Here is a 23,838-nt window from a genome sequence, read left to right on the forward strand (position 1 = left end):
CTGCGGGCACATCGGCCGCAGCCGCCGCGGCCGGGGACGCCGATGGTGCCGCCCGCGGCGGGCCAGCCGGACGTGTTGCCGGTTGCGCTGCCGGCACGGGGCTGTGTGCCGGCACGTCGCCCGTATCGGGCCGGAAGGCCAGCATGCGCAACAGCACCATCTCCAGGCCGCCGCGCGGGTCCGGCGACAGTGGCAGGTCGCGGCGGCCGATCAAGGCAATCTGGTAGGCGAGCTGCACGTCCTCCGGACTCAGCGTGGTGGCGAGTTCCATGACCACCTCGCGGTCGCCGTAGCTGTCGTCGACGGCCTCAGGCACGGTCTGGGCGACGGCGATGCGTTGCAGTACCGACAGCAGCTCGGCCAGGGCGCTGTCGAAATCCGCCGCCTGCTCGGCGAGCTGCGCGACCTGGGCCAGCAGCGCCGCACCGTCCCGGCGCGCCAGGGCGCGCACGATGGCGTAGACCTGACCACGTTCGATGGTGCCGAGCATGGTCCGCACCTCGGCCTCCTGCACCGCACCACCGCCGAAGGCAATGGCCTGATCCAACAGGCTCAGTGCATCACGCATGCTGCCGTCGGCCGCGCGCGCGATCTCGGCCAGGGCCGCGGGGTCGGATTCGATCTGTTCATCGCCCAGCACCTTGGCGAGGTAGTCGCCGATCAGGTGCTGCGGCAGCCGCTTGAGATTGAACTGCAGACAGCGCGACAGGATGGTCACCGGCAGCTTCTGCGGATCGGTAGTCGCCAGCAGGAACTTCACGTGTGGCGGTGGCTCCTCCAGCGTCTTCAGGAGGGCGTTGAAGCTGTGGTTGGAGAACATGTGCACCTCGTCGATGAGGTACACCTTGTAGCGGCCGCGCGTCGGTGCGTACTGGACGTTCTCCAGCAGTTCACGGGTCTCGTCGACCTTGGTGCGCGAGGCCGCATCGACCTCGATCAGGTCGATGAAGCGACCCGCGTCGATCTCGGTGCAGGCACTGCACACGCCACAGGGTGTGGAGCTGACGCCCTGTTCGCAGTTGAGCGACTTGGCGAGGATGCGCGCAATGGTGGTCTTGCCGACACCGCGCGTGCCAGTGAACAGATAGGCGTGGTGCAGCCGGTCGTTGTCGAGCGCGTTGATCAGGGCGCGCAGCACATGCTCCTGACCCACGAGGGTGTGGAAGCTGCGGGGCCGCCATTTGCGTGCGAGGACCTGATAACTCATAGCTTCGATATCGAATCCGGCGTTACCTGTAGGACCGGGCTCTTGTGCCCTTTAGGGTATGCCCGCGAACCTTCGTGACGGTTCGCGGGCAAGCCCGCTCCTACGGTTGCTCGTTCTGCCACAGGTTCGAAATCAAGAGGCGGCCTGCACCAGCCACACCCCGGCGCCCGCATCACTGCTGCCGCTGCTCCCTTCCGGGCCTGACGGGGTTCACAGATTAGCGTCGCGGGGGGACCGGCACAAGCCGCCAAACCGGACGATGGTCGGAGTGGCGAGGCCGCAACCGCGTGGCCTTGCCGCCTGCTCCGTCCACCAGATGTTCGTTGTCTGCGCCCCGCCGCGGCAATCCCGCCTCGGCCAGGGCGCGCCAGTGTACCACAGGGTTGTCCCAGCGGGTCCGCGCGCCGCACGGCGCTGGAACAAACGGTCGCACGGGCGCTCGCCGTTCCGATCTGAAACGCGCGTGCACCTGCAATCGAAACACGCGAACAACCGCTGCGTCCCGCGGTGTATCAACCCACCGACAAAGTGTGTGAAATGCCACAGAATACCTTCAAGTGATTATGATGATAACGACGTAATTATTTGAATAGATAAAATAATGCATCGTGGCATGCAACCTGCAAAGCGGCTGACCGTTCGAAGAACAAGCCTGTCTCGATCAAAAAAACCTGGGAGTCATCTTACATGTATTTTCCATTCAGCTATCGGCGCGCCCTGCTCAGCACCCTGATCGCCGCCTCTGTCCACGGCGCAGCCGGCGCCGACGATGCACCGCTTCCCACCATCAGCGTCACGGCACCGTCGCTGGTCGAAAGCCCGGCCCCGAGCGCCTCGCTCCTCCAGGCGGAAGAACTGAACCACCTGGTGCCCGCCAGCAGCGACACCGCGAGCCTGCTGAGAAACGTGCCGGGCCTGAATCTCCAGGGCAGCGGCGGGGTTTCCAGTCTGCCGGTCATCCACGGCCTCGCTGACGACCGCCTGCGCATCAAGGTCGACGGCATGGACCTGATCTCCGCCTGCGGCAACCACATGAATCCACCGCTTTCCTACATCGACCCCAGCAACGTCAACGCCGTCACCGTCTTCGCCGGCATCACGCCGGTCAGCGTCGGCGGTGACAGCATCGGTGGCACCATCCTGGTGGACTCTGCCGATCCGGAATTCGCCCAGGCCGGTGCCGGCCTGTTGCACAAGGGCACGATCGGTGCGTTTTACCGCAGCAACGGCAACGCCCACGGCGGCGACCTCGCTGCAACCATCGCCAGCGAAAAGCTGAGCGTGCGCTACACCGCCTCCACCGCCAAGGCCGATAACTACACGGCTGGTGACGATTTCAAGCCGGCAGGACCGGCCGCCGCCGGCCGTGGATGGCTGGACGGCGACGAGGTCGGTTCCAGCATGTACAAGTCGACCAACCAGTCGCTGGCCGTGGCGCTGCGCCAGGCCAATCATCTCGTCGAACTCAAGGTCGGGTTACAGGACATCCCCTACCAGGGCTGGCCGAACCAGCGCATGGACATGACCGGCAACGACAGTACCCAGACCAATCTACGCTATGAGGGGCAATACGACTGGGGCGGGCTGGAGGCGCGCGCCTACCACGAGAACACCCGGCACAAGATGCAGTTCTACGACGACAAACTCTTCTGGTATGGCCCCAACAATGTACCCAATTCCGATGGTGTACCGTGCGTGACCCTCAGTGGCGGTGCGAACGGCTGCGCGGCAGGCATGCCCATGGATACCGAGGGCAAGAACAGCGGTGTACTCGTCAAGGCGGCGATCCCCCTGTCGGCGCGCGACCTGCTGCGGGTGGGCGGCGAGGTGCAGCGCTACCGGCTGAACGACTGGTGGGATGCCTCCGGCAAGGGCATGTGGCCGGAGACTTTCTGGAATATCCGCGACGGTGAACGCGACCGCCTGGCAGTGTTCGGCGAATGGGAGGCACAGTGGAATCCGCAGTGGCTGACGCAAGTCGGTGTACGCCACGAAACCGTGGATATGAACGCTGGCGATGTGCAAGGGTATAGCCCGATGTACAGCCCCACCGATGCGGCTGCCTTCAACGCCGCCGACCGCGACATCACCGACCACAACCTGGATGCGACCGCGCTGGCACGCTTCACACTGGACGCCACGCGCACATTCGAAGTCGGCTACGCCCGCAAGACCCGTTCGCCCAACTTGTATGAGCGCTACACCTGGTCGACGCATGGCATGTCGATGCGCATGATCAACTGGGCCGGCGACGGCAATGGCTACGTGGGTAATCTCGATCTGGACCCGGAGATCGCGCATACCGTGAGCGCAACCTTCGACTGGCACGACGCGGCACGGCAGGATTGGGGACTGCAGGTGACCCCCTATTACACCTATGTCGATGACTATATCGATGCTCAGCGCTGCTCCGGTGCCGCCACCGGTGTCTGCACCGCCGCCAACCTGACGGCGACCGACGCCTTCGTCTACCTCCAGTTCGTGAACCAGTCGGCCAAGCTCTACGGCATCGATGTCTCCGGCCACTTCCCGCTGGCCAAGGGTACCCGCTTCGGCAGCTTCACCGCGAGCGGAGTACTGAACTATGTCCAGGGCGAGAATAAGACCACCGGCGACAACCTCTACAACATCATGCCGCTGAACGCGCGGCTGGCGGTGGTGCAACGCCAAGGCGGCTGGACCAATAGTGCCGAGGTCGAGCTGGTCGAGGCCAAGACCGACGTCTCGGCGACCCGCAACGAGGTCGAGACCAGCGCCTATGGCCTGCTCCACCTGCGCAGCAGCTATGAGTGGAAACAGGTGCGCCTCGACATCGGTGTCGAGAACGTCTTCGACCGCTTCTACAACCACCCGCTGGGCGGCGCCTATCTGGGCCAGGGCAAGACCATGTCCGGAAACGACATACCCTGGGGCGTCACGGTCCCCGGCATGGGCCGCTCGATCTATACCGGTGTGAACTTCAAGTTCTAACCGGATACGACGCGACACCGTTATGCGAAAGGGGCCGCAAGGCCCCTTTCTTTGTGTCTTCAGCGGCACTGCCGCAATCCGTAGGGTGCGTCGGCGCAGCGACGCACCCTACGGACTGAGTAAGAGGCGTACTCAACACAGGGGCGCAGATAAAATTCTGAGAGGATTCACTACTGACAATCTCTGCGTTGAAAATGTATGAATCAGAGACTTCTCAGATTTAGTGCCCTTCGGGTCAGGCTCGTTTGATTCTGGTTTGATTCCGGATCCCGTTTGAAGTGTGGGGCGTAGGTTTTCTGCGCTCTGCTAAGATGGCGCGCACATCCGACCTGGAGACCGCACCGTGCTGCCGACGCCCAAACCCACCGCGCGCCACTTTGCCCGCGGCGACCTCGCCCTGGCCCTGCGTCATGGCTGGACGACCTTCCGTGCGCTGCCCGGTGTCAGCCTGGCCCTCGGCGCTATCGCGGTGGTCGTCGGCGTGGCCGTACTGTTGTGTGTCTACGGTGTCGGCCTGTCGGCCATGGCCCTGCCCTTCGCCGCCGGTTTCATGCTGCTCGGACCGATCCTGCTCGCCGGCTTCTTCCGCCTCGCCGAGGTCCATGCCGACGGCCGCCGACCCGGTCTGCGTGACGCGCTTGCCGGCTTCCGGGGCGCCCCCGCGGGCCTGTGGGTGGTCGCGCTGCTGTGCGCCTTCCTGTTCATGATCTGGATCACCGATGCCGGGATCCTCTACAGCTTCATGATCGGCACGTTCGACACGACGCGCCAGCCGCTGTGGCTGAGTCAGCTGCAGGCGGACCGCGTCGCCTTCACGCTGTGGAGCTCGCTCATGGGCTCGGTGCTGGCGTTCTTCGCCTTCGCCTTGTCTGCGTTCTCCGTGCCGCTGCTGCATCAGCGCCGCACGACGTTGATCCACGCGGTGTATTCGAGCGTGTGCGTGGTACTGCGCAACTTTCCGGCGGCCATCGCCTGGGGGCTGCTGCTGACCGGCGTCATCGTGGTCTCGATCCTGTTGCTGCCGCTGCTGATGGTGACGCTGCCGGTCATGGCCTACGCCAGCTTCGCGCTCTATCAGCGGGTGTTTCCGGGACACGATGCAGGTGCCTGCTGATGCCCGAGGGGGTGGGGGGGGGCGCCCACGTTGGGCGCACTGAAATTAGAAAGGCGGCCCTAAGGCCGCCTTTGGGTCCCTCGCGGGCTGCTCCTGCCCGCTTTTCAACATCCCTGTGAGTTCGACCTTCCCTGGTGCAATCCCTGCTTCCGTCCTAGCCAGTAGTACGTGGCGAATTTTCCCATCAATTCGTGTATTTACAAGCTACCCACGGCGTCAAAAGGGTGTCGCATGCCAGACCCGCAAGCGGGCATGTCCCGGTCTGGCACAGCACGATCACAGTAGATTCATGCAGTTGGAAAGCCCGGCCGGCAGGCCAGCCCGGACCGGGACTGGCGGTGTGTTCGGCTGACCTACGGGGCTTTCAGCCTTTTCGTACAGATGACGCCGAATACCATCCCTAAAGCCGCTGCCGCGGCGGCCGCCCCGGCCGGCGACAGCCCGGTGCGATAGGCCGGTGCCGCAGTTTGCCGCGCACCGGCCCCGCCTATATCCTGCCAGCCATGTCCGATCCCCTGCTCGCCACCGCCCCCGACCGCAATGCCAGCGTGCATGCCTCCGCGGGCACCGGGAAGACCTGGCTGCTGGTGACGCGCATCGTCCGGCTGCTGCTGGCCGGCGCCACGCCCGCAGGCATCCTGGCGGTGACCTTCACCCGCAAGGCCGCCGCGGAGATGCTCGAGCGCCTCAACGAGCGCCTGGCCGGACTGGCCACGGACGACGACACGACCCTCGACCAGACCCTGCGGGCGATGGGTGAAACCCCGTCCGCGGCCCTGCGCGAGCGCGCCCGGCGGCTGTATGAAGCGGTGCTGTTCGACCCACGGCCGGTGCACGCGACCACCTTTCACGCCTTCTGCCAGGAGATCCTGCAGCGCTTCCCGGTCGAGGCGGGGGTACCACCCGGCTTCGAACTCCTCGACAGCGACGCCGAACTCGTCGACGCGGCCTGGGAGGCCCTCTACGCCGAGGCGACGCAGGCACCGGACGGCGACATCGCCGCTGCGCTGGAGCAGCTCTTCGATCATTGCGGCACCTTGTTCACCATCCGCCAGGCACTGAACGATTTTCTGGGCCATCGCATCGACTGGTGGGCCTTCACCCAGTCGGCACGCGAACCGGTCGCCTATGCGGCTGCGATCGCCCGGCGCCTGTACGGGATCGAGACGGACGATGATCCGATCGACACCTTCTTCGCCGCCGACCGGCCGAGCCTGCTCACCGAATTCGCCACCCTGCTGGGTCGCCACGACACCAAGACCCACCGCGAGCAGAGCGCGGCCATCCTGCAGGCACTGGCACTGCGCGAGGTCGGCGCGGAAGACGCGCGTGAGACCGGTTTCGCCCTGATCACCAGCGCGCTGCTGACCAAGGGCGGCGAGCCGCGCAAGCGCAGCAGCAGCAAGGCGCAGGAGAAGGTCCTCGGCGTGGCCGGTTGCGAGCGTCTGCGGGAACTGCATGGGCAGCTGTGCACTGCGTTACTCGAGACCCGTGACCGGCTCGCGCGCCGCGCCAGCCTGGCGCTCAACGAGGCCTGGTATCGCGCCGGGCAGCGGCTGCTCGATCACTACCAGCGCATCAAGCGCGAACGGCGCGTGCTGGATTTCGCCGACCTGGAGTGGCACGCGTACCGCCTGCTGAATACCTCCGGCCAGGCCCATTGGGTGCAGTACAAACTGGATGCCCGCATCGATCACATCCTGATCGATGAGTTTCAGGACACCAACCCGACCCAATGGCGTCTGCTGCTGCCGCTGCTGGAAGAACTCGCCGCCGGCGCCAGCGAGCGCGCGCGCAGTATCTTCCTGGTCGGCGATACCAAGCAATCCATCTATCGCTTCCGGCGTGCCGATGCGCGCCTCCTGACGGCGGCCAGCGACTGGCTGGAGACACGCCTCGGCGCACAGCGCTTCAGCCTGGGAGCCTCGCGACGTTCGGCACCCGCCATCATCGACTGCGTCAACCGGGCCTTCGCCGACGGCCCACTGGCGGCGCGCCTGCCGGACTTTCCCGTGCACAGCACCCATTGGACGGACCTGTGGGGCCGTGTCGAACTGCTGCCACCGCTGGCGGTGCCACCGCCGGCAGAGGCACACGATCGGCCCGCGACGACCCTGCGCGACCCGCTCCGGCAGCCGCGCCCGCAGCCGGCCGACGATCGCCACGAGGACGAAGGCCGGGCCATCGCGGCGCGCATTCGCGGCCTGGTCGGCGGCGACACGCTCATCGGCCCGGCCCAGGCGGCACGCCCGCTGCGCTACGGCGACATCCTCATCCTGCTGCGCGGTCGCACCCACGCCGGCGCCTACGAGAAGGCCCTGCGCGAGGCCGGCATCCCCTTTCTTGGCGCCGCGCGCGGCACCCTGCTCGACAACCTGGAGGTCCGCGATCTGGAGGCGCTGTTGAACACCCTCATCGCGCCGCACAACGACCTGGCGCTCGCCCAGGTGCTGCGCTCGCCACTGTTCGCCGCCAGTGACGCGGATCTGATCGGGCTGGCGCAGGCCCACGGCCACGGCTGGATGGAACGGCTGCTGACGATCGCGGCGGACAGCGGTGCTGACGACACAGCACCGCTGGCACGCGCGGCACGCCTGCTGCCGGCGTGGTCGGCCCGGGTCGGCCGGCTGCCGGTGCACGATCTGCTGGATCGCATCTATCACGAAGGCGACGTGCTGGCGCGCTTCGAGGCCGCTGCCAGCCCGGCACTGAAGCCACGCGTGCGCGCCAACCTGATCCGCTTCATCGAACTCGCCCTGGAGGTGGACAGCGGCCGCTATCCCAGCCTGCCGCAGTTCGTCGCGCGCCTCGCCGAACTCCGCGCACGGGCCGCCGACGCCCCCGATGATGCGCCGCCCGAGAGCGGCAGCGGTGATCGTGTCCGCTTCCTGACCGTACACGGTGCCAAAGGCCTGGAGGCGCCGGTGGTGTTCCTCGCCGACTGCGGCCGTACCGATCGCGATCGCAGCGCCTGGGGCGGCCTGGTCGACTGGCCGGCCACACGCGACCGCCCGGAGAGCTTCGTGCTGGTGGGGCGCAAGAGCGGGCGTGACCGCGTGACCACCAACCTGCTGGCGCAACAGCAGGCCGCCGAGCTGCGTGAGGATGCCAATCTGCTGTATGTCGCACTGACTCGCGCGCGGCAACTGCTGTTCGTCTCCGCAGCGGTGAGCGCGGATGGCGCCGATCAGGGCTGGTACGGCCTGTTGCGTACCCAGTGGCAACCGAAGCCTGGTGATACCGATGCGCCGTTCGTATTCGAGACCGGTACGCCGCCGATCGTGGCGTCCGCCCCACCCGCGCGGCCACCGCGGACGGCCGCCGTCGATCCGCGGCTGCGCGAACGGCTGCAGATCACCCCGGCCCTGCGGCGCATCGCGCCCAGCCGCGCCGGTGTGCCCGCCGACCCGCGTGACCCTGCGGGTGGTGCAGACCCCGATGGCCGGACGCGCGGCATCGCCATTCACCGGCTGCTCGAATGGCTGACCACTGCCCCCCAACGCAGCCACGCCCGGCTGCTCACAGAGGTTGCGCGCGAGTTGCAGCGCAGCGCGGAGGATCCAGAACTCCTGCCCTGGCTACAGGAGGCCGAGAGCGTCATCCAGGATCCGGCGCTGGCGCCGCTGTTCGATGCCACGCGCCATGAGCGCGCCTATACCGAGGTACCGCTGCACTATTGCGTGGACGACGCACTGGTCGACGGCGTCGTCGACCGCCTGCTGCTCCACCCGACCGAGGTGCATGTCATCGACTACAAGACCCATACCATCGCCGCGGATCAGGCCGAGGCGACAGCCCGGCCCTATCGCGATCAGCTGCGCCTGTACGCCGAAGGTGCACGCCGCCTGTGGCCCGACCGGCGCGTGCGCGCCAGCATCCTGTTTACGCACTGCCGTATGCTGGTCGATCTGGATGTGTGAGGGAGTGAGAAGCAAAAGACAAATCCCTTTTTTAGCCACGGAAACACACGGAACAACACGGAAATGATTGGCCGTAGGGTGCGTCGAGGCGTAGCCTGACGCACCAATAACCGGGCAGCTTGCTTGCCGGGATTTTGTAATAGCCCTTTTCCGTGGAAAAGCTTATTTCAAGGTCTCGGGGTGGTACCGCCTTCGTAGGAGCGCCATTCCTGGCGCGATGGCTTCGGGGCCGTGCGTACAAATCGCGGCAGGACTGCCGCTCCTACGGCGCTCCGATGCATCCAGACTTTGCTCCCCCTGCATGGGAACCGGGGTATTCCTGATTTTCCAGTAATCGATTTTTCCGTGTGTTTCCGTGGCAACAAGGATTTTACTCCTCACTCCTCAGCACCATATCCACATTTCTCATGGCAGGTTGTGTCGGCGCCATGCGACTTGAAATCCGCCCGCCGTGCCCGCAGATTCCGGGCAGCGCTTGATATTTTTTCTGACCGCAGGAGCCCGCATGTCCGCATCCCCCTATGTCTACGACGTCACCCAGGAGACGTACCCGCAACTGGTGGTGGAGAACTCACGGCAGGTCCCGGTGCTGGTGGATTTCTGGGCAGACTGGTGCGGCCCCTGCAAGATGCAGCTACCGGTACTGTTGCAGCTCGCCGACGCTTATCAGGGCAAATTCCTGCTGGCCAAGATCGACACCGATACACAGCGCGAGCTCGCTGCGGCGCACGACATCCGCAGCATCCCGACCCTGAAGCTGTTCCGTGACGGCCAGGTGGTGGAGGAGATCCTGGGCGCGCAGACCGAGGCCAGCCTGCGTACCCTGCTGGACAAGTACGTCGCGCGTGCGTCCGACGACCTGCGCGCACAGGCGGCGCAACGGGTGTCAGCGGGTGACGTGGAAGGTGCGCTTACGATCCTGCGTGAGGCGAAGTCGCAGGACCCGGACAATCCGCGCGCACAGCTGGATTACCTGCGCACCGCGATGGAGGCCGGGCGGGTCGACGCGGCCGAGCAGGCCCTGACGACCATGCCGCATGACATCCGGGAGGACGCGGAGATACGCCGCTATGCGACCCTGGTGGCGTTCGCACGACGCATTGATGGCGCACCGGACCGCACGGCCCTGGAGCAGCGCATCGGGAAGAATGCCGATGATCTGGAGGCCCGCGACCTGCTGGCAGCACGCATGGCCCTGGCCGGCGACGCCGAGGGTGCCCTGGGTCAGTATCTGGAGATGTTGCGCCGCGACCGCCGCTACGGCGACGATGCCGGCCGCAAGGGCCTCCTGGCGATGTTCGAGCTGCTGGGTAATCAGGGACCGCTGGTGCAGCGCTATCGATCGCAGCTGTTCAACGCATTGCACTGACGGCGGCGGTATCCAAGGGTCTGTCGGACGTGGGACTGAACTGCGGCGCCGGCGGGGCGCCATACCTCAGCGCGCGTTTTCGTCCAGCATCGCCGCCAGCTGTTTGGCCGGTACGTAACCGGGCACCACCTGACCGTCCTCGAACACGATGGCGGGCGTACCCTGCAAGCCGAACTGCCGCACCAGTTTCATGTGCTCGTCGATAGGGGTGTCGCAGGTCGCGCGCGCCAGCTTCTGGCCGGCCTTGGCATTGGTCAGCGCCTGGCGGCGATCTGCGGCACACCAGACCGACTGCGCCTTGTAATACGACTCGGTGTTCGGGCCCGAGCGCGGGAAGAACAGATAGCGCACGGTGATGCCGAGTGCGTTGATCTCCTTGATCTCGTTGTGCAGCTTCTGGCAATAGCCGCAGTCGATATCGGTAAACACCGTGATGGTGTGGCGCGGCTTCGCTGCCGGGAAGATCACCATCTTGTCCTCGCCGAGCCTGGCGAGCGCTGCGTTGCGCAGCTGTCCCTGACGCTCCTCGGTGAGGTCGGTGCGGGTGTCGAGGTCGATCACATGTCCCTGCACCAGAAAGCGGCCATCCTCGCTGATATAGAGCACCTGCGGCCCGTAGGTGACCTCGAACAGACCGGGGATCGCCGCGGGGCGGATCGTGTCCGGCGTGGTACCCGGGATGACGGCGGCGAGCGCCTTGCGGATGGCGGCATGGTCTTCGGCGGCCTGTACGGCGCTCAGCAGGGTAATCCAGACCAGCACGACACGAATCAGGAGTGACATAAAAAACCCGTTGTCCCCGCAGGGATCCTGTGTATTCAAGAGCGCCATTGTCGCGGATTGCCCGTCACCCCGCAATCAAGGATCCGTGACGGAGACCGCGGACCGCAGTCAAAGGGCGGTATTCGTCCTAAAAACTCATTGCAGCCATGGAAGCACACGAAAGGTGTTGAAATGAAACCGTGTCGTGGCGCCCCGGCTCAGCACCTGGCAGGTAGAGGCGGGCGGTTGTGTGGGGCGCATCATCCGGTCGGTGCTTTTCCATGTGAGTCCGTGGCTAACAGGGTTTTGGGTGTATCGACTTGCCGGTACCGCGATCATCCCCGCGGATGGTGTCGCGCATGCAGTTCGCGCAGCCGTTCGCGGGCGACGTGGGTGTAGATCTGCGTCGTGGACAGATCGCTGTGACCGAGCAGCAGCTGCACCACGCGCAGATCAGCGCCGTGATTGACGAGATGGGTGGCAAAGGCATGGCGCAGCGTGTGCGGCGACAGGGGTGTGCGGATGTCCGCGGCGCGCGCGTGGGCCTTGATACGATACCAGAAGGCCTGCCGGGTCAGGGGCTCCCCGCCGCGGCCGGGGAATACCGCAGCGCTGGTCACGCCGTTCAGCAATAGGGGTCGTGTCTCCGCCAGAAACCGCGCCAGCCAGGCATGGGCCTCCTCGCCGAGCGGCACCAGCCGTTCCTTGCGACCCTTGCCGGACACCCGCAGCACGCCCTGACGCAAGTTCAACTGCTCGATGCGCAGGCCCACCAATTCGGACACCCGCAGTCCACAGGCGTACAGCACCTCCAGCATCGCGCGATCCCGCAGGCCCAATGGCGTGCGGGTATCGGGCGTCTGCAATAAGGCGTCGACCTGTGCCTCGCTCAGCGACGTGGGCAACGGCCGGCCCAGCCGGGGCGCGTCGATGCGCGCGCTGGGGTCCGTCTGAATGCGGTTCTCGCGCAGCAGGTGGCGGTAGAAGCGGCGCAGGCTGGACAGCAGACGCGCCGCGCTGCGCGCCTGCGTACCGGCGGCGGCCCGATTGGCGAGATACTCCAACAGGTGCTCGCGCCGCGCGTCGGCGAGCGCGAACCCCTGCGGCCCGAGCCAGGCGGCGAGCCCACGCAGGTCGTTGCGGTAGGCGGCGAGGGTATGGGCACTCAGACCGCTCTCCATCCACACGCTATCGAGAAAATGCTCGATCTCGATCTGCTCCGTCTCAGTGATGGCTGCGCGGCTGGGCTCGTTCACGGCGAAAGACTCGTTTCACATCCCGTCGGTGGTACAGTAGCCGGCACGTTACCAGCCTCCCCGTTCCGATGGAAACAGCCGACCCGCCCGTGCACGCCGACGCCCTGCTGGCGATCCTGACGCAGTTGGTGCAGGAACTGCGTCCGGGCCGGACGATACCGCCGCTGACCCTCGACAGCCAGCTGGAACGCGACCTCGGTCTGGACAGCCTGGCGCGGGTCGAGCTGCTGCTGCGCATCGAGCGCGAGCTGGGTCTGACAGCGGCCGAGGACGCCGCGCTGGGGGCACAGACCGCCGCCGAACTGCTGCGCCTGCTCGGTATCGCCGCCCCCGCTGCAACAGCCACCGCCGTACCCGCCGCCGCGACCGACAGCGCTGCGGTCGAGATCCCACGGGATGCGCAGACGCTGACCGAGGTGCTGCAATGGCACGCCCAGCGCATGCCCGAGCGGCTCTATCTGAGCTTTCACCCCAGTGATACCACGACCGAGACGCTGACATTCGGCGAGCTCTACCATGGCGCGGTACAGGTCGCCGGCGGCCTGATTGCCCGCGGCATCCAGCCGGGCGACCGCGTGACCCTGATGTTGCCCAGCGGCCTGGAGTTCTTCTTCGCCTTTTACGGCATCCTGCTCGCCGGTGCCGTGCCCGCCCCGCTCTACCCGCCTGCCAGTCGCGCCCAGCTCGAGGACCACCTGCTACGCCAGGTCGGTATCCTGGACAACGCCCAGGCACCGATCCTGATCACGGTCGACGAGGCCCGCGACTATGCGCGCCTGCTGCGCTCGCAATGCGTCACGCTCAGGCAACTGTGCACCGTGCCCGAACTGCGCGCTGGCGAACCCGGCGCGCCCGTGGCCGTCGCTGCGGAGGCCCTCGGCCTGATCCAGTACACCTCGGGCAGCACCGGTCAGCCCAAGGGCGTGATGCTGAGCCATGCCAACCTGCTTGCCAACGTGCGCGCCATGGGCCAGGCGGCGGCCGCGACCAGCGACGACGTGTTCGTCAGCTGGCTGCCGCTCTACCATGACATGGGGCTGATCGGCGCCTGCCTGGGCAGCCTCTACTACGGCATGCGGCTGGTGCTGATGTCGCCGCTGAGCTTCATCGCCAGGCCCGTGCGCTGGCTGCGCGCCCTCCACGCGCAGCGCGGCACGCTGTCGGCGGCACCCAATTTCGCCTATGACCTGTGCGCCACGCGGCTGCGTGACGAGGAACTCGAGGGACTGGACCTCAGCACGTGGCGGCTGGCCTTCAACGGTGCGGAACCGGTCCACCCGGATACCCTCGACGCCTTCTGCCGGCGGTTCGCCGCTTATGGCTTCCGGCACGAGGCCATGACGCCGGTATACGGCCTGGCCGAGAATGCGGTCGGATTGGCCTTCCCGCCACTCGGGCGCGGGCCGCGCATCGACCGCATCGACCGCGACCGCTTCACCGCCGGCGGTCGTGCCGAACCCGTATCCGACGGCCCCAACACCCTGCGCTTCGTCAGTGGCGGATGCGCCCTGCCCGACCACGCCATCCGCATCGTCGACGAACAGAACGGCGATCTGGGCGAGCGCCGCCAGGGTCGGCTGCAGTTCCGTGGGCCCTCGGCGACGCGCGGCTATTTCCGCAATGCCGAGGCCACCGCCACGCTCCTGCACGGGCCGTGGCGCGATTCCGGCGACTATGCCTACCTCGCCGACGGTGAGGTCTTCATCACCGGGCGCGCCAAGGACCTGATCATCCGCGCCGGTCGCAACCTCTATCCCTACGAACTGGAACAGGCGGTGGGTGATCTCCCCGGCGTGCGCAAGAACGCCGTGGCGGTATTCGCCGCGCGCGGCGACGGCCCGGCCGAACGCCTGGTGGTGCTGGCCGAGACACGCGAACGCGACGCCGCGCGCCTGCAGGGCTTGCGTGAGCGCATCGACGCCCTGGCGCTGGAACTGATCGGCACCCGTCCGGATGATATCGTGCTCGCCCCACCGCGCAGTGTACTCAAGACCTCCAGCGGCAAGATCCGCCGCGTGGAATGCCGCCAGCTCTATGAGCAGGGCAGCTTCGCCGGCGGCGTCATCCACCGGCAGCGCTACTGGCGGCAGCGCCTGGCACTGACCGGCCGCGCCCTGCGGACGCTGCTGACCCGCGGGCTGGAGCGTGCGCGGGGCGATCTGTATGTCGTCTACGCCTGGTCGTGCGGTCTGATCTGCGCCGTACCGATCATCCTGCTGGTGTTACTGCTGCCGCGCCGCGCGGCGCAGCGCAGCGCCCGCAACGGTGCGCGCATCGGCCTGCGGCTGTTGGGCATGCGCGTCGTGCGGCGCGGTGAGACCCACCTGCCGACCGATCGGCCACTGGTGCTGGTCGTCAACCATGCCAGCTACCTCGATGCCATCGTGCTGACCGCGGCGCTCGATATGCCGCTGCATTTCGTCGCCAAACGCAGCCTGCGCCGGCCCCTGTTCGGCACGCTGCTGGCCAAGCTCGGCACCGAGTTCGTGGCCCGCGACGATGTGCGTCAGAGCGTGGCCGATGCCGCGCGCGTGCTGGACCGGGTGCATGGCGGGGATGGCGTGGTGTTCTTCCCGGAGGCGACCTTCACGGCCACACCAGGCCTGCGCCCCTTTCGCCTGGGCGCCTTCAAGGTCGCGCTGGAAGGCGGTGCCGCGCTGGTGCCCATCGCCCTGCGCGGCACGCGTGAACTGCTGCGCGGCAGCACCTGGCGGCCGCGCCCGGGCATCGCCGTCGTCTGGGTGGGCGCACCGCTGACCGCAACCGGTACGGAGTGGCCAGCGCTGGTGGACCTGCGCGACCGGGCCCGCGCGCAGATCCTCGCCCACTGCGGCGAACCGGACCTGGCCGACCAGGTGTCGATCGCCCTGCCGGAGGGGGTGAGGCCTTAGCGTGAGGCGTGAGGCGTAAAAGACAAAAACCCTTGTTGGCCACGGAAACACACGGAACAACACGGAAAAATTTCTATTCAAAACCCCAGTTCGGCATAGAACGCAATAACGAGACGTATTGCGCCAAATGGGATCCGTTCGGGGTCAGCGGGTGAAACGTAGCAGCTATGGACGCGATCTCTGGCCTGGCATAGAGCCCTGGCCTTGGGAGGCCATAATGCAGGTTTCGCTCCTTGGTCCCGGGACACGGTGCTGTGGCGTCGCGACGCGCCGAAGGTAGTGACCCGGTGCAGCAGGAAAGATCTCGATGCCCATCAAGGCACAAGCCCATAGGCACGCGGAACAATCGGCGTATTCAATCGACAAAGAACTCCGCCCAGTGATCGCTCAGTTTGAGCACAGGGCTTTTACATTAGTATTCTTCCGTGTTGTTCCGTGTTGTTCCGTGTGTTTCCGTGGCCAACAAGGGTTTTTGTCTTTTACGCCTCACGCCTCACGCCTCACGCCTCACTCCTCACTCCTCACTCCTCACGCCTCAATCCACCTGAATCACCCCATGCACGCCGACGCGAATGTCGCTGTCGCCGCCTTCGAAGGCCGGCGGGGCGACGGACTCGCTCATGGCCTGGGCGCGCATGAGCGGTCGGGGATGGACCGGCTGGTCCTCGGTCTGGATGCTCGCCTCGACGATACGGTATTTCTGACCGCCGAGATTCGTACGCACCTGGTCGGCGCGCTGTTTGAAGTCGTCCAGGGCGTGGTCGATCAGCCGCCGCTCGACCTCGGCGCGCGTCTGTGGCGCGACGCTGAAGGCCACCGAACGCAACTGCAGGCGCGCCTGTAGCGTGCCGATGAGCGCACCGAGTTGCGCGAAATCACCACCCTGCAGGATCAGTTCCTGCGATGCGCGCCAACCGACCAGGGCCTCCTTGCGATACACCGGCTGGGTGGAGTAACCGCCACTACGCACGTCCACACCCGCCTGTGCGCGCGCCTGGGTCAGCGCCCAGGCCATGGTCGTGTTCAGACGATCCGCCAGCACGGCGGCGTTTTCGTCTTCGCTCTGGGCCGCCAGCACGACCTGCATGCGGTCGTTGGCGACCGTTTCCACCGCCCACACCTGAAAGCTGATCTGGTTGAAACGTTCCGGCGCGGTGGCCGCCTGCACGGCCCCGACCATGCCGAAAGACAACATCCCTAGAATCAAGAGAATCAAGTCGATTCGTGCGCGCATGACCCACCTCCTTGGTAGCGAAAGTCGTCAGTGTAGCACCGCCCCTGGCCGCCGGGCGCCTGCGGGGCCGTGCTAGAATCGGCGTTCCCGTGCAACCCGCCAAGGCCATGTCGGACATCCCCAAAACCGCGATCACAGCATTGATTCTCGCCGGCGGTCGCGGCACGCGCATGGGTGGCCGTGACAAGGGACTGCTCGCCTGGGACGGCGTGCCATTGATCGAGCGGGTGCTCGCCGGCGTCACACCGTTGGTGGGCGGGGTGCTGATCAGCGCCAACCGCGACCTCGACCGCTATCGTACCTACGGCTTCCCGGTACTGCCGGATGCCGGCGAGGCATTCTCCGGGCCGCTGGCCGGCATCGCGCGCGGCCTGGATGCCTGCACGACACCCTGGCTGTGGGTGCTCCCCTGCGATGTGCCGCAGGTACATGGGGCGCTGCTGGCGCGACTGATCGACGCCTGCGTCGCGACCGGGTGCAGTGCCGCGGTGGCGCACGACGCGCAGCACCTGCACGCCACCTTTGCACTGCTGAATACCGCCGTCGCGCCCGCCCTGCATGCGTTCCGTGCGGCGGGCCGCCGCAGGGCACAGGACTGGTTGGCCACGCTACCGGCCGCGCAGATCGACTGTTCCGACCATCCCGAGTGGTTCGTCAACCTCAACACGCCGGAGGATCTGCTGCGCCACCGACGGCCAGGGGCGGCGGCGACGTGAGCGTACCGCTCGCGATGCCACCGGTCATCGGCTTCGCTGCCTGGAGTGGTACCGGCAAGACGACGTTGCTGGCCCGATTGCTGCCGCAACTGTGTGCCCGCGGGTTGCGCATCGGCATGATCAAGCACGCGCATCACCGCTTCGACATCGATCAGCCGGGCAAGGACAGCCATGTCCTGCGCAAGGCCGGTGCCGAACAGATGTTGATCGCCTCGCGCGAACGCTGGGCGCTGATGGTGGAGACGCCGGGGTGCACCGAGCCGACACTCTCCGACCTGCTGCCGCGGCTGGACCGTGCGCAGCTGGACCTGATCCTGGTGGAGGGCTTCCGCCACGAGCGCTTCCCCAAGATCGAGCTGCACCGCGCGGTGCTGGGCCGACCCTTGCTGTTCCCGGAGGACGACTCCATCATCGCCCTGGCCAGCGATACGCCGATCGCCACCGATCTGCCGTGCTTCGCCCTTGACGCGACGGCGGCGATCGCGGACTTCATCCTACAGTATTGCGGTTTGTCCGCGCACAGGACCTGAGACCATGAACGACACCCGCCGAGACCCCTGCAACGACCCCGGCGCAACATCCCCCGGTCTGCTGACCGTCGCCGAGGCACGTGCGCGTATCGATGCCCTGGTGACGCCGATACAGGGCGACGAGCAGCTGCCAATCCGCACCGCCCTCGGCCGCATCCTGGCGGAACCGGTCCTCTCGACCATCGACGTGCCGCCCTATACCAACTCCGCCATGGACGGCTATGCGGTGCGTGGCGATGATCTGCCAGCGACCGGTCGCGCGCGTCTGACCGTCGTCGGGCGCGCCATGGCGGGCGCTCCGGCCGACTGCGGGGTCGCACCCGGGCAGGCCGTGCGCATCATGACCGGCGCCGTCATGCCCGCTGGCGCCGACACGGTACTCATGCAGGAGGCCGTTACCGTGGCGGGCGATACCATCGAGATCGGCCCCGGCCACACGTGCGGCGAGAACGTGCGCCACGCCGGTGAAGACATGACCCGGGGCGACACCGTGCTGACGCCCGGCACGCGGCTGCTGCCCGCCGAACTCGGCGTGCTGGCCTCGCTGGGTACCGCGGAGGTGCGCGTCAGGCGCCGCCTGCGGGTCGCCTTCTTCTCCACCGGGGACGAGCTGAAGAGCCTGGGCGAGGCACTGGGGCCGGGGCAGATCTATGACAGCAACCGCTACACCCTCCACGGCATGCTGGCGCGCCTCGGCGTGGAACTGCTCGATCTCGGCGTCGTTCGCGATGACCGCGAGGCCATCGGCGAGGCATTTCACACCGCGTCCGCGATCGCGGACGTGGTGATCACCTCCGGAGGTGTGTCCGTCGGCGAGGGGGATTTCGTCACCCAGATCCTCGCCGAGCTGGGGCAGGTCAATTTCTGGAAGATCGCCATGAAACCCGGCAAGCCACTCGCCTGCGGCACGGTCGGCAGGGCCGTGTTTTTCGGGCTGCCGGGCAACCCGGTGTCGGTCATGGCGACCTTCTACCAGTTCGTCCAGCCGGCGCTGCAGAAGATGATGGGCATGACCGTCGCACCAACACTGTCGCTGCGCGTTCCCTGCGCGGTTGCGCTCCAGAAGCAGCCCGGCCGCCTGGAGTATCAGCGCGGCATCCTGTACCAGGACGCGGCCGGGAACCCGATAGTGACCACCACCGGCGGGCAGGGATCGCATATGCTGTCGTCGATGAGCCGCTCCAACTGCTTCATCGTCCTGCCGGCGGAGTGCGCCGGCGTGGCGGTGGGCGAACCGGTGGATGTGCAACCGTTCGCCGGCCTGATCTGAGATCACGCCACGGCCCCGGCTTGAATTTCACCCGGGCCACCCCCAGAGCCCAGAGGTGAAGCCTGTCGCCAGCGACCAACCAGTGATGACGGATATGAACGAAGAAGAAACCATCGATGCCGAAGTGGTCGACGAGCCGGACGCGACGGCCCACGGCTCACAACTTGCGCTGCCTGCAGATGTCCTGCCCGCGACGCTGCACCTGCTCCCGGTCACCGACCGGCCGTTCTTCCCCGCGCAAGGTGTGCCGGTGCTGATGAACGACGCGCCCTGGATGGAGACCGTCCGGGCCATCGGTGAGACCGCACATCGGCTGGTCGGCCTGGTACTGGTCGACATCCAGGATGCTGAAAATGCCCAGCCACAAGATTTTGCCAAGATGGGCACGGTGGTGCGGATGCATCACCCGGTGAAAACCGAAGGCAAGATCCAGTTCATCGCCGAAGGTCTGCGGCGCTTCCGTATCCTCGATTGGCTGTCGGACAAACCGCCGTTCGTGGCGCGCGTGGGATATCCCGACGACGTGCTGGGGGACGGCGATGAGCTGAAGGCCTATGCGATCGCCATCATCAACACCCTGAAGGAACTCGTCCCACTCAATCCGTTATACAGCGAAGAGCTGAAGTTCTTCCTGAACCGCTTCAACCCCAATGAACCCTCGGCACTCGCGGATTTTGCCGCCAGCCTGACCACCTCAGCCGGGCCCGCATTGCAGGACGTGCTCGATACCCTCCCGGTGCTGGAGCGCATGAAGAAGGTGCTGGTACTGATCCGCAAGGAGCTGGAGGTCGCCAAGCTGCAGACCCACATCCGCGAGAAGGTCGACGAGAAGATGTCCGAGCAGCAGCGCAAATTCTTCCTGCGCGAGCAGCTCAAGGCCATCCAGCAGGAGCTGGGTATCGCCAAGGATGACCGCACCGCGGACGTCGAGCGCTTCGAGGAACGGATCGCCGCGCTGCAGATACCGGCAGCGGCCCGCGCCCGCATCGACGAAGAGCTGCAGAAGCTGTCGGTCCTGGAGTCGGGATCACCGGAATATGCGGTAACACGCAATTACCTCGACTGGATGACCATGCTGCCCTGGGGCAAGCATTCCGAGGACCAGCTCGATCTCGACCATGCGCGGCAGGTGCTGGATGCCGATCACGACGGTCTGGAAGACGTCAAGGACCGCATCATCGAATTCCTTGCCGTCGGCAGCCTGAAAGGCGAGGTCGCCGGCTCGATCCTGTTGCTGGTCGGGCCACCGGGCGTCGGCAAGACCTCGGTGGGCCGCTCGATCGCGAATACGCTGGGACGCCAGTTCTACCGTTTCAGCGTGGGTGGCATGCGCGACGAGGCCGAGATCAAGGGCCATCGGCGCACCTACATCGGGGCGATGCCGGGCAAGTTCATCCAGGCCATCAAGGAAGCCGGCGTCGCCAATCCGGTGGTCATGCTCGACGAGATCGACAAGGTCGGTGCGTCCTACCACGGCGACCCCGCCTCCGCACTGCTGGAGGTGCTCGATCCGGAGCAGAACACAGAGTTTCTGGATCACTATCTGGACGTACGCTTCGATCTGTCCAAGGTGTTGTTCATCTGCACCGCGAACCAGCTGGACACCATCCCCGCGCCACTGCTCGATCGCATGGAGGTCATCCGGCTGTCGGGCTACATCACCAGTGAGAAGTTGCAGATCGCCCGCAACCATCTGTGGCCCAAGCTGTTGGAGCGTGCCGGCATCAAGCGCGGGCGGCTGCAGATCTCCGATGCCGCCCTGCGGCATGTCATCGAAGGCTACGCGCGTGAGTCAGGTGTGCGCGGTCTGGAGAAACAGCTCAACCGCATCATCCGCAAGGCAGCCGTGGAATTCGTCACCGGTAAGACCCGCAAGCTGCGTGTCGGCGCACGGCAGATCGAAGACTACCTCGGCCAACCGCGGTTCCGCCGCGAAAAGCCCTTCAGTGGTGTCGGCATCGTCACCGGTCTTGCCTGGACGGCGCTGGGCGGGGTGACGCTGAACATCGAGGCAACGCGGGTACATACCAAGAACCGCGGCTTCAAGCTCACCGGCCAACTCGGCGCGGTGATGAAGGAATCCGCCGAGCTCGCCTACAGCTATGTCGCCAGCCACCTGAAGCAGTATGACGGCGACCCGACCTTCTTCGACGAATCCTTCGTGCACCTGCATGTGCCCGAAGGGGCCACGCCCAAGGACGGACCCAGCGCCGGCATCACCATGGCGGCGGCGCTGCTTTCATTGGCGCGCAGTGAACGTGTCCGGCGACCGGTGGCAATGACCGGCGAACTTACACTGACGGGTCAGGTGCTGCCCATCGGCGGGGTACGGGAAAAGATCATCGCCGCACGGCGCAGTCGCATCTTCGAGGTGATCCTGCCGGAGGCCAACCGGCGTGACTACGACGAGCTGCCGGAACACATCCGCCAGGGCATGACGGCGCACTTTGCCACGCATTTCCGCAACGTGGCAGCGGTGCTGTTCGGCTGAGACCCGGACTCGGCCGGCGAAAATTCAGGCCTTGTCTTCCTGCTCGGCGATTTCCTTGCGCACGTGCTCCATGTCCAGCCCCTGCGCGCGTGCGATCAGATCATCGAAGGCATTGGCCGGCAGCATGCCCGGTTGCGAGAAGATGATGATCTTTTCGCGGAAGATCATCAGGGTAGGAATGGACCGGATCTGGAAATAGCCCGCCAGCTCCTGCTCCTCTTCGGTGTTCACCTTACCGAAGACGATGTCCGGGTGCTTCTCGGAGGCGGCCTCGTAGATGGGTGCGAAGTTCCGGCACGGACCGCACCAGGGGGCCCAGAAGTCTATGATCACAAAGTCGTTGCCCGCAACGACGTCCTGAAAGTTCTCTTTGGTCAACTCGGTGGTGGCCACCAGCAATCTCCACGTAGCCTGAGGAGGGGGATCGAGGCCATTATAAAGGCCGGGGAGGATGAATGCACCGCGGCAGGCCCTGAAGACTCGCCGGAGGGACCCGATCAGGAGGGGTCGTCGCCCCGCGCGGTGACGCGGGCCTCGGCATCGGGTTGATAGGTCATGTCGATCTCGATGCGGTTGCGACCCAGACGCTTGGCGCGGTACAGGGCCTTGTCAACGCGCTCGATGAAGGCCATGGACGTCTCACCGGGCTTGTACAGGGCAATACCCGCCGAGAAGGTGGGGACCGGGATCATCGTCCCGTTGAACGGCCAGCGCGTCTCCGCACACCGGGTCTTCACCTTGTTCAGTGCACGCGCCGCGCCTTCGCTCTCCGTGTTCGGCAACAGAACAGCGAATTCCTCACCCCCATAGCGCGCGACAAAATCGTGGTGCCGGAAGATCGACAGGATGTTCTTCGAGTACACCCGCAGTACCTCATCGCCTCCGGCATGCCCATAAATATCGTTCATTTCCTTAAATTTATCGAGATCCATCAGGGCCACGGATAACGGGAAGCCGTAGCGCTGCACGCGCGCCACCTCGTCTTCCAGGCGGCGCAGGAAGGCGCGCCGATTGGGCAGACCCGTGAGCTCGTCGGTCAGGCTGAGCAGACGCGCCCGGGCGAGTTCGTCGGACAACTGGCGGCTGTCGGACTCGATGACATGCAGGTACTTGTGCGTGCTGTCGAGTTTGTCGGCCAGATGGTGATGCCCCGACATCAGCCTTTCAATCTCACGGATCAGAGTCCGACGCAACTCGCCCAGCTCCGAGATGCCACTCGCTTGACGCAGCTCGTTCAGGACAACCTCCAGCAACACCCCGAATTCCTGGTTCTGGGCGATGGTATCCAACACCTGCTGGGCGAAACCTGCCTGCAGTTCCTGTATATCCTGGTGGCGGGCGTTCAGGTGCCGGTTCGTCGCAGTGTCGACGCTGTCCGTTCCATCGCCCATCGGGTCGTGCCCCCACCCGCCCTCTTCCCGGCGCAGCGTGGGCTGCCTGCTCACATCGGCGAGCGGATGCCGTCCGCCGGCCTGAGGCCTGACCCAATCGCGCACCTCGCGCGGCGGCTCGGCCGGATCCACCGGTACGGCCGGCTGTGTAAGGGTTGCCGCCGTCGATTTCACCGGTGGAGTCGGCCCAGGCGCTATGGCCTGCTGCCGCGCAGCTCCTTCGATGCCGAAGGCCAGTAGCAAGGGCTGCATCGCCTCGGCAAAAATTGCTTGGCGAAAATCTGGCAGAGAGGCAAGTTGATCGCTGTAGACCTCGATGTACTGATGCAGGGCCTGCAGGTCGGAGAGCGACAGTGGTGGCTGCAGCCGTGCCCGCAACAGCTTGACCTGAACCTGCAGTGGTGAACCGCCGTGCAGATGCCGCGCATAGACATCCAGCAGGGTCCCGATGACAGCGGCATAGGCTTGCTGAACATCGCGATTGGCCGTTACCAGTTCGTCGAGCATGCGCTCGACCTGCCGGTAGATGACCGATCCCGGCTGTGACTGCCGCAAGGCATCCAGCACCCGCAAAACCTTGCGGGCCGCCCCAGCCTCGAGGGAATCGATTTCAATCTCGCGGACCATCAAAAAAGGATCTCCCGCACACACACATCCATGTGTACAGGACGCAGGCAGGGCCCGCGTGGCTTGTCATTATTGGCTTTATAAAGCGCC

General features: G+C 65.9%; 15 protein-coding genes and 1 other RNA gene. 9 read left to right on the forward strand and 7 right to left on the reverse strand.

The genetic code is table 11. From position 1 onward, the window contains the following. Positions 1 to 1,207 (reverse strand): DNA polymerase III subunit gamma/tau (gene dnaX / locus K8I04_14830; protein ID MBZ0072989.1); only part of this gene is annotated, 1,207 nt, incomplete at its 3' end. 144 nt (positions 1,208 to 1,351) lie between these two features. Then, positions 1,352 to 1,447: signal recognition particle sRNA small type (gene ffs / locus K8I04_14835), an RNA gene on the reverse strand. A gap of 447 nt (positions 1,448 to 1,894) precedes the next feature. Between ffs and K8I04_14840 the strand changes: the two genes are divergently transcribed. The 4 genes from K8I04_14840 (at position 1,895) to trxA (K8I04_14855) (ending at position 10,580) form a co-directional block, all read left to right on the forward strand. After that, entirely contained in the window at positions 1,895 to 4,177 is a 2,283-nt protein-coding gene (locus K8I04_14840; GenBank protein MBZ0072990.1) for a TonB-dependent receptor, read from the forward strand. Between the two features lie 343 nt (positions 4,178 to 4,520). Beyond that, complete coding sequence (locus tag K8I04_14845) at positions 4,521 to 5,291, forward strand: DUF2189 domain-containing protein (GenBank protein ID MBZ0072991.1); 771 nt, start codon at positions 4,521 to 4,523, stop codon at positions 5,289 to 5,291. 515 nt (positions 5,292 to 5,806) lie between these two features. After that, complete coding sequence (locus K8I04_14850) at positions 5,807 to 9,211, forward strand: UvrD-helicase domain-containing protein (GenBank protein MBZ0072992.1); 3,405 nt, start codon at positions 5,807 to 5,809, stop codon at positions 9,209 to 9,211. A gap of 505 nt (positions 9,212 to 9,716) precedes the next feature. Then, positions 9,717 to 10,580 carry a thioredoxin gene (gene trxA / locus K8I04_14855; protein MBZ0072993.1) on the forward strand — a complete coding sequence of 288 codons (864 nt, stop codon included), beginning with the start codon at positions 9,717 to 9,719 and terminating at the stop codon, positions 10,578 to 10,580. A gap of 66 nt (positions 10,581 to 10,646) precedes the next feature. Here trxA (K8I04_14855) and dsbC read toward each other — a convergent pair whose 3' ends face one another. Next, entirely contained in the window at positions 10,647 to 11,363 is a 717-nt protein-coding gene (gene dsbC, locus K8I04_14860; protein MBZ0072994.1) for a bifunctional protein-disulfide isomerase/oxidoreductase DsbC, read from the reverse strand. Between the two features lie 314 nt (positions 11,364 to 11,677). Continuing rightward, positions 11,678 to 12,523, reverse strand: a complete 846-nt coding sequence (gene xerD / locus K8I04_14865) for a site-specific tyrosine recombinase XerD (GenBank protein ID MBZ0072995.1) — start codon at positions 12,521 to 12,523, stop codon at positions 11,678 to 11,680. A 143-nt stretch (positions 12,524 to 12,666) separates the two neighbouring features. Between xerD and K8I04_14870 the strand changes: the two genes are divergently transcribed. Then, on the forward strand, positions 12,667 to 15,489 hold the full coding sequence (locus K8I04_14870; GenBank protein MBZ0072996.1) for an AMP-binding protein: 2,823 nt from the start codon (positions 12,667 to 12,669) through the stop codon (positions 15,487 to 15,489). A gap of 535 nt (positions 15,490 to 16,024) precedes the next feature. Here the strand turns inward: K8I04_14870 and K8I04_14875 are convergent. Beyond that, positions 16,025 to 16,723 carry an SIMPL domain-containing protein gene (locus K8I04_14875; protein MBZ0072997.1) on the reverse strand — a complete coding sequence of 233 codons (699 nt, stop codon included), beginning with the start codon at positions 16,721 to 16,723 and terminating at the stop codon, positions 16,025 to 16,027. Positions 16,724 to 16,812: 89 nt separating this feature from the next. On the opposite strand from K8I04_14875, the gene mobA reads away from it, so the two are divergent. The 4 genes from mobA (at position 16,813) to lon (ending at position 21,730) form a co-directional block, all read left to right on the forward strand. Beyond that, entirely contained in the window at positions 16,813 to 17,439 is a 627-nt protein-coding gene (gene mobA, locus K8I04_14880) for a molybdenum cofactor guanylyltransferase (protein MBZ0072998.1), read from the forward strand. Between the two features lie 14 nt (positions 17,440 to 17,453). Next, complete coding sequence (gene mobB / locus K8I04_14885) at positions 17,454 to 17,969, forward strand: molybdopterin-guanine dinucleotide biosynthesis protein B (protein MBZ0072999.1); 516 nt, start codon at positions 17,454 to 17,456, stop codon at positions 17,967 to 17,969. A 4-nt stretch (positions 17,970 to 17,973) separates the two neighbouring features. Next, positions 17,974 to 19,239 (forward strand): molybdopterin molybdotransferase MoeA, encoded by a 1,266-nt coding sequence (locus K8I04_14890; GenBank protein ID MBZ0073000.1) that lies wholly within the window; start codon positions 17,974 to 17,976, stop codon positions 19,237 to 19,239. A gap of 85 nt (positions 19,240 to 19,324) precedes the next feature. After that, positions 19,325 to 21,730 carry an endopeptidase La gene (gene lon / locus K8I04_14895; protein MBZ0073001.1) on the forward strand — a complete coding sequence of 802 codons (2,406 nt, stop codon included), beginning with the start codon at positions 19,325 to 19,327 and terminating at the stop codon, positions 21,728 to 21,730. Between the two features lie 24 nt (positions 21,731 to 21,754). Here the strand turns inward: lon and trxA (K8I04_14900) are convergent, their stop codons facing one another. Next, the gene (gene trxA / locus K8I04_14900; protein MBZ0073002.1) at positions 21,755 to 22,123 is read right to left on the reverse strand and encodes a thioredoxin; all 369 of its coding nucleotides are present in this window, start codon (positions 22,121 to 22,123) and stop codon (positions 21,755 to 21,757) included. 104 nt (positions 22,124 to 22,227) lie between these two features. Further along, the gene (locus K8I04_14905; protein MBZ0073003.1) at positions 22,228 to 23,748 is read right to left on the reverse strand and encodes a GGDEF domain-containing protein; all 1,521 of its coding nucleotides are present in this window, start codon (positions 23,746 to 23,748) and stop codon (positions 22,228 to 22,230) included. Between the last annotated feature and the right edge of the window lie 90 nt (positions 23,749 to 23,838).

Source organism: Gammaproteobacteria bacterium, from assembly GCA_019911805.1.
Classification (GTDB): domain Bacteria; phylum Pseudomonadota; class Gammaproteobacteria; order Thiohalobacterales; family Thiohalobacteraceae; genus JAHJQQ01.

Coding starts and splice junctions, on each gene's coding strand:
- K8I04_14875 (MBZ0072997.1), bottom strand. CDS start 16,723: ATGCGCGCACGAATCGACTTGATTCTCTTGATTCTAGGGATGTTGTCT.
- xerD (MBZ0072995.1), bottom strand. CDS start 12,523: ATGGAGAGCGGTCTGAGTGCCCATACCCTCGCCGCCTACCGCAACGAC.
- lon (MBZ0073001.1), top strand. CDS start 19,325: ATGACGGATATGAACGAAGAAGAAACCATCGATGCCGAAGTGGTCGAC.
- mobB (MBZ0072999.1), top strand. CDS start 17,454: ATGCCACCGGTCATCGGCTTCGCTGCCTGGAGTGGTACCGGCAAGACG.
- K8I04_14905 (MBZ0073003.1), bottom strand. CDS start 23,748: ATGGTCCGCGAGATTGAAATCGATTCCCTCGAGGCTGGGGCGGCCCGC.
- K8I04_14840 (MBZ0072990.1), top strand. CDS start 1,895: ATGTATTTTCCATTCAGCTATCGGCGCGCCCTGCTCAGCACCCTGATC.
- dsbC (MBZ0072994.1), bottom strand. CDS start 11,363: ATGTCACTCCTGATTCGTGTCGTGCTGGTCTGGATTACCCTGCTGAGC.
- K8I04_14870 (MBZ0072996.1), top strand. CDS start 12,667: ATGGAAACAGCCGACCCGCCCGTGCACGCCGACGCCCTGCTGGCGATC.
- trxA (MBZ0072993.1), top strand. CDS start 9,717: ATGTCCGCATCCCCCTATGTCTACGACGTCACCCAGGAGACGTACCCG.
- K8I04_14890 (MBZ0073000.1), top strand. CDS start 17,974: ATGAACGACACCCGCCGAGACCCCTGCAACGACCCCGGCGCAACATCC.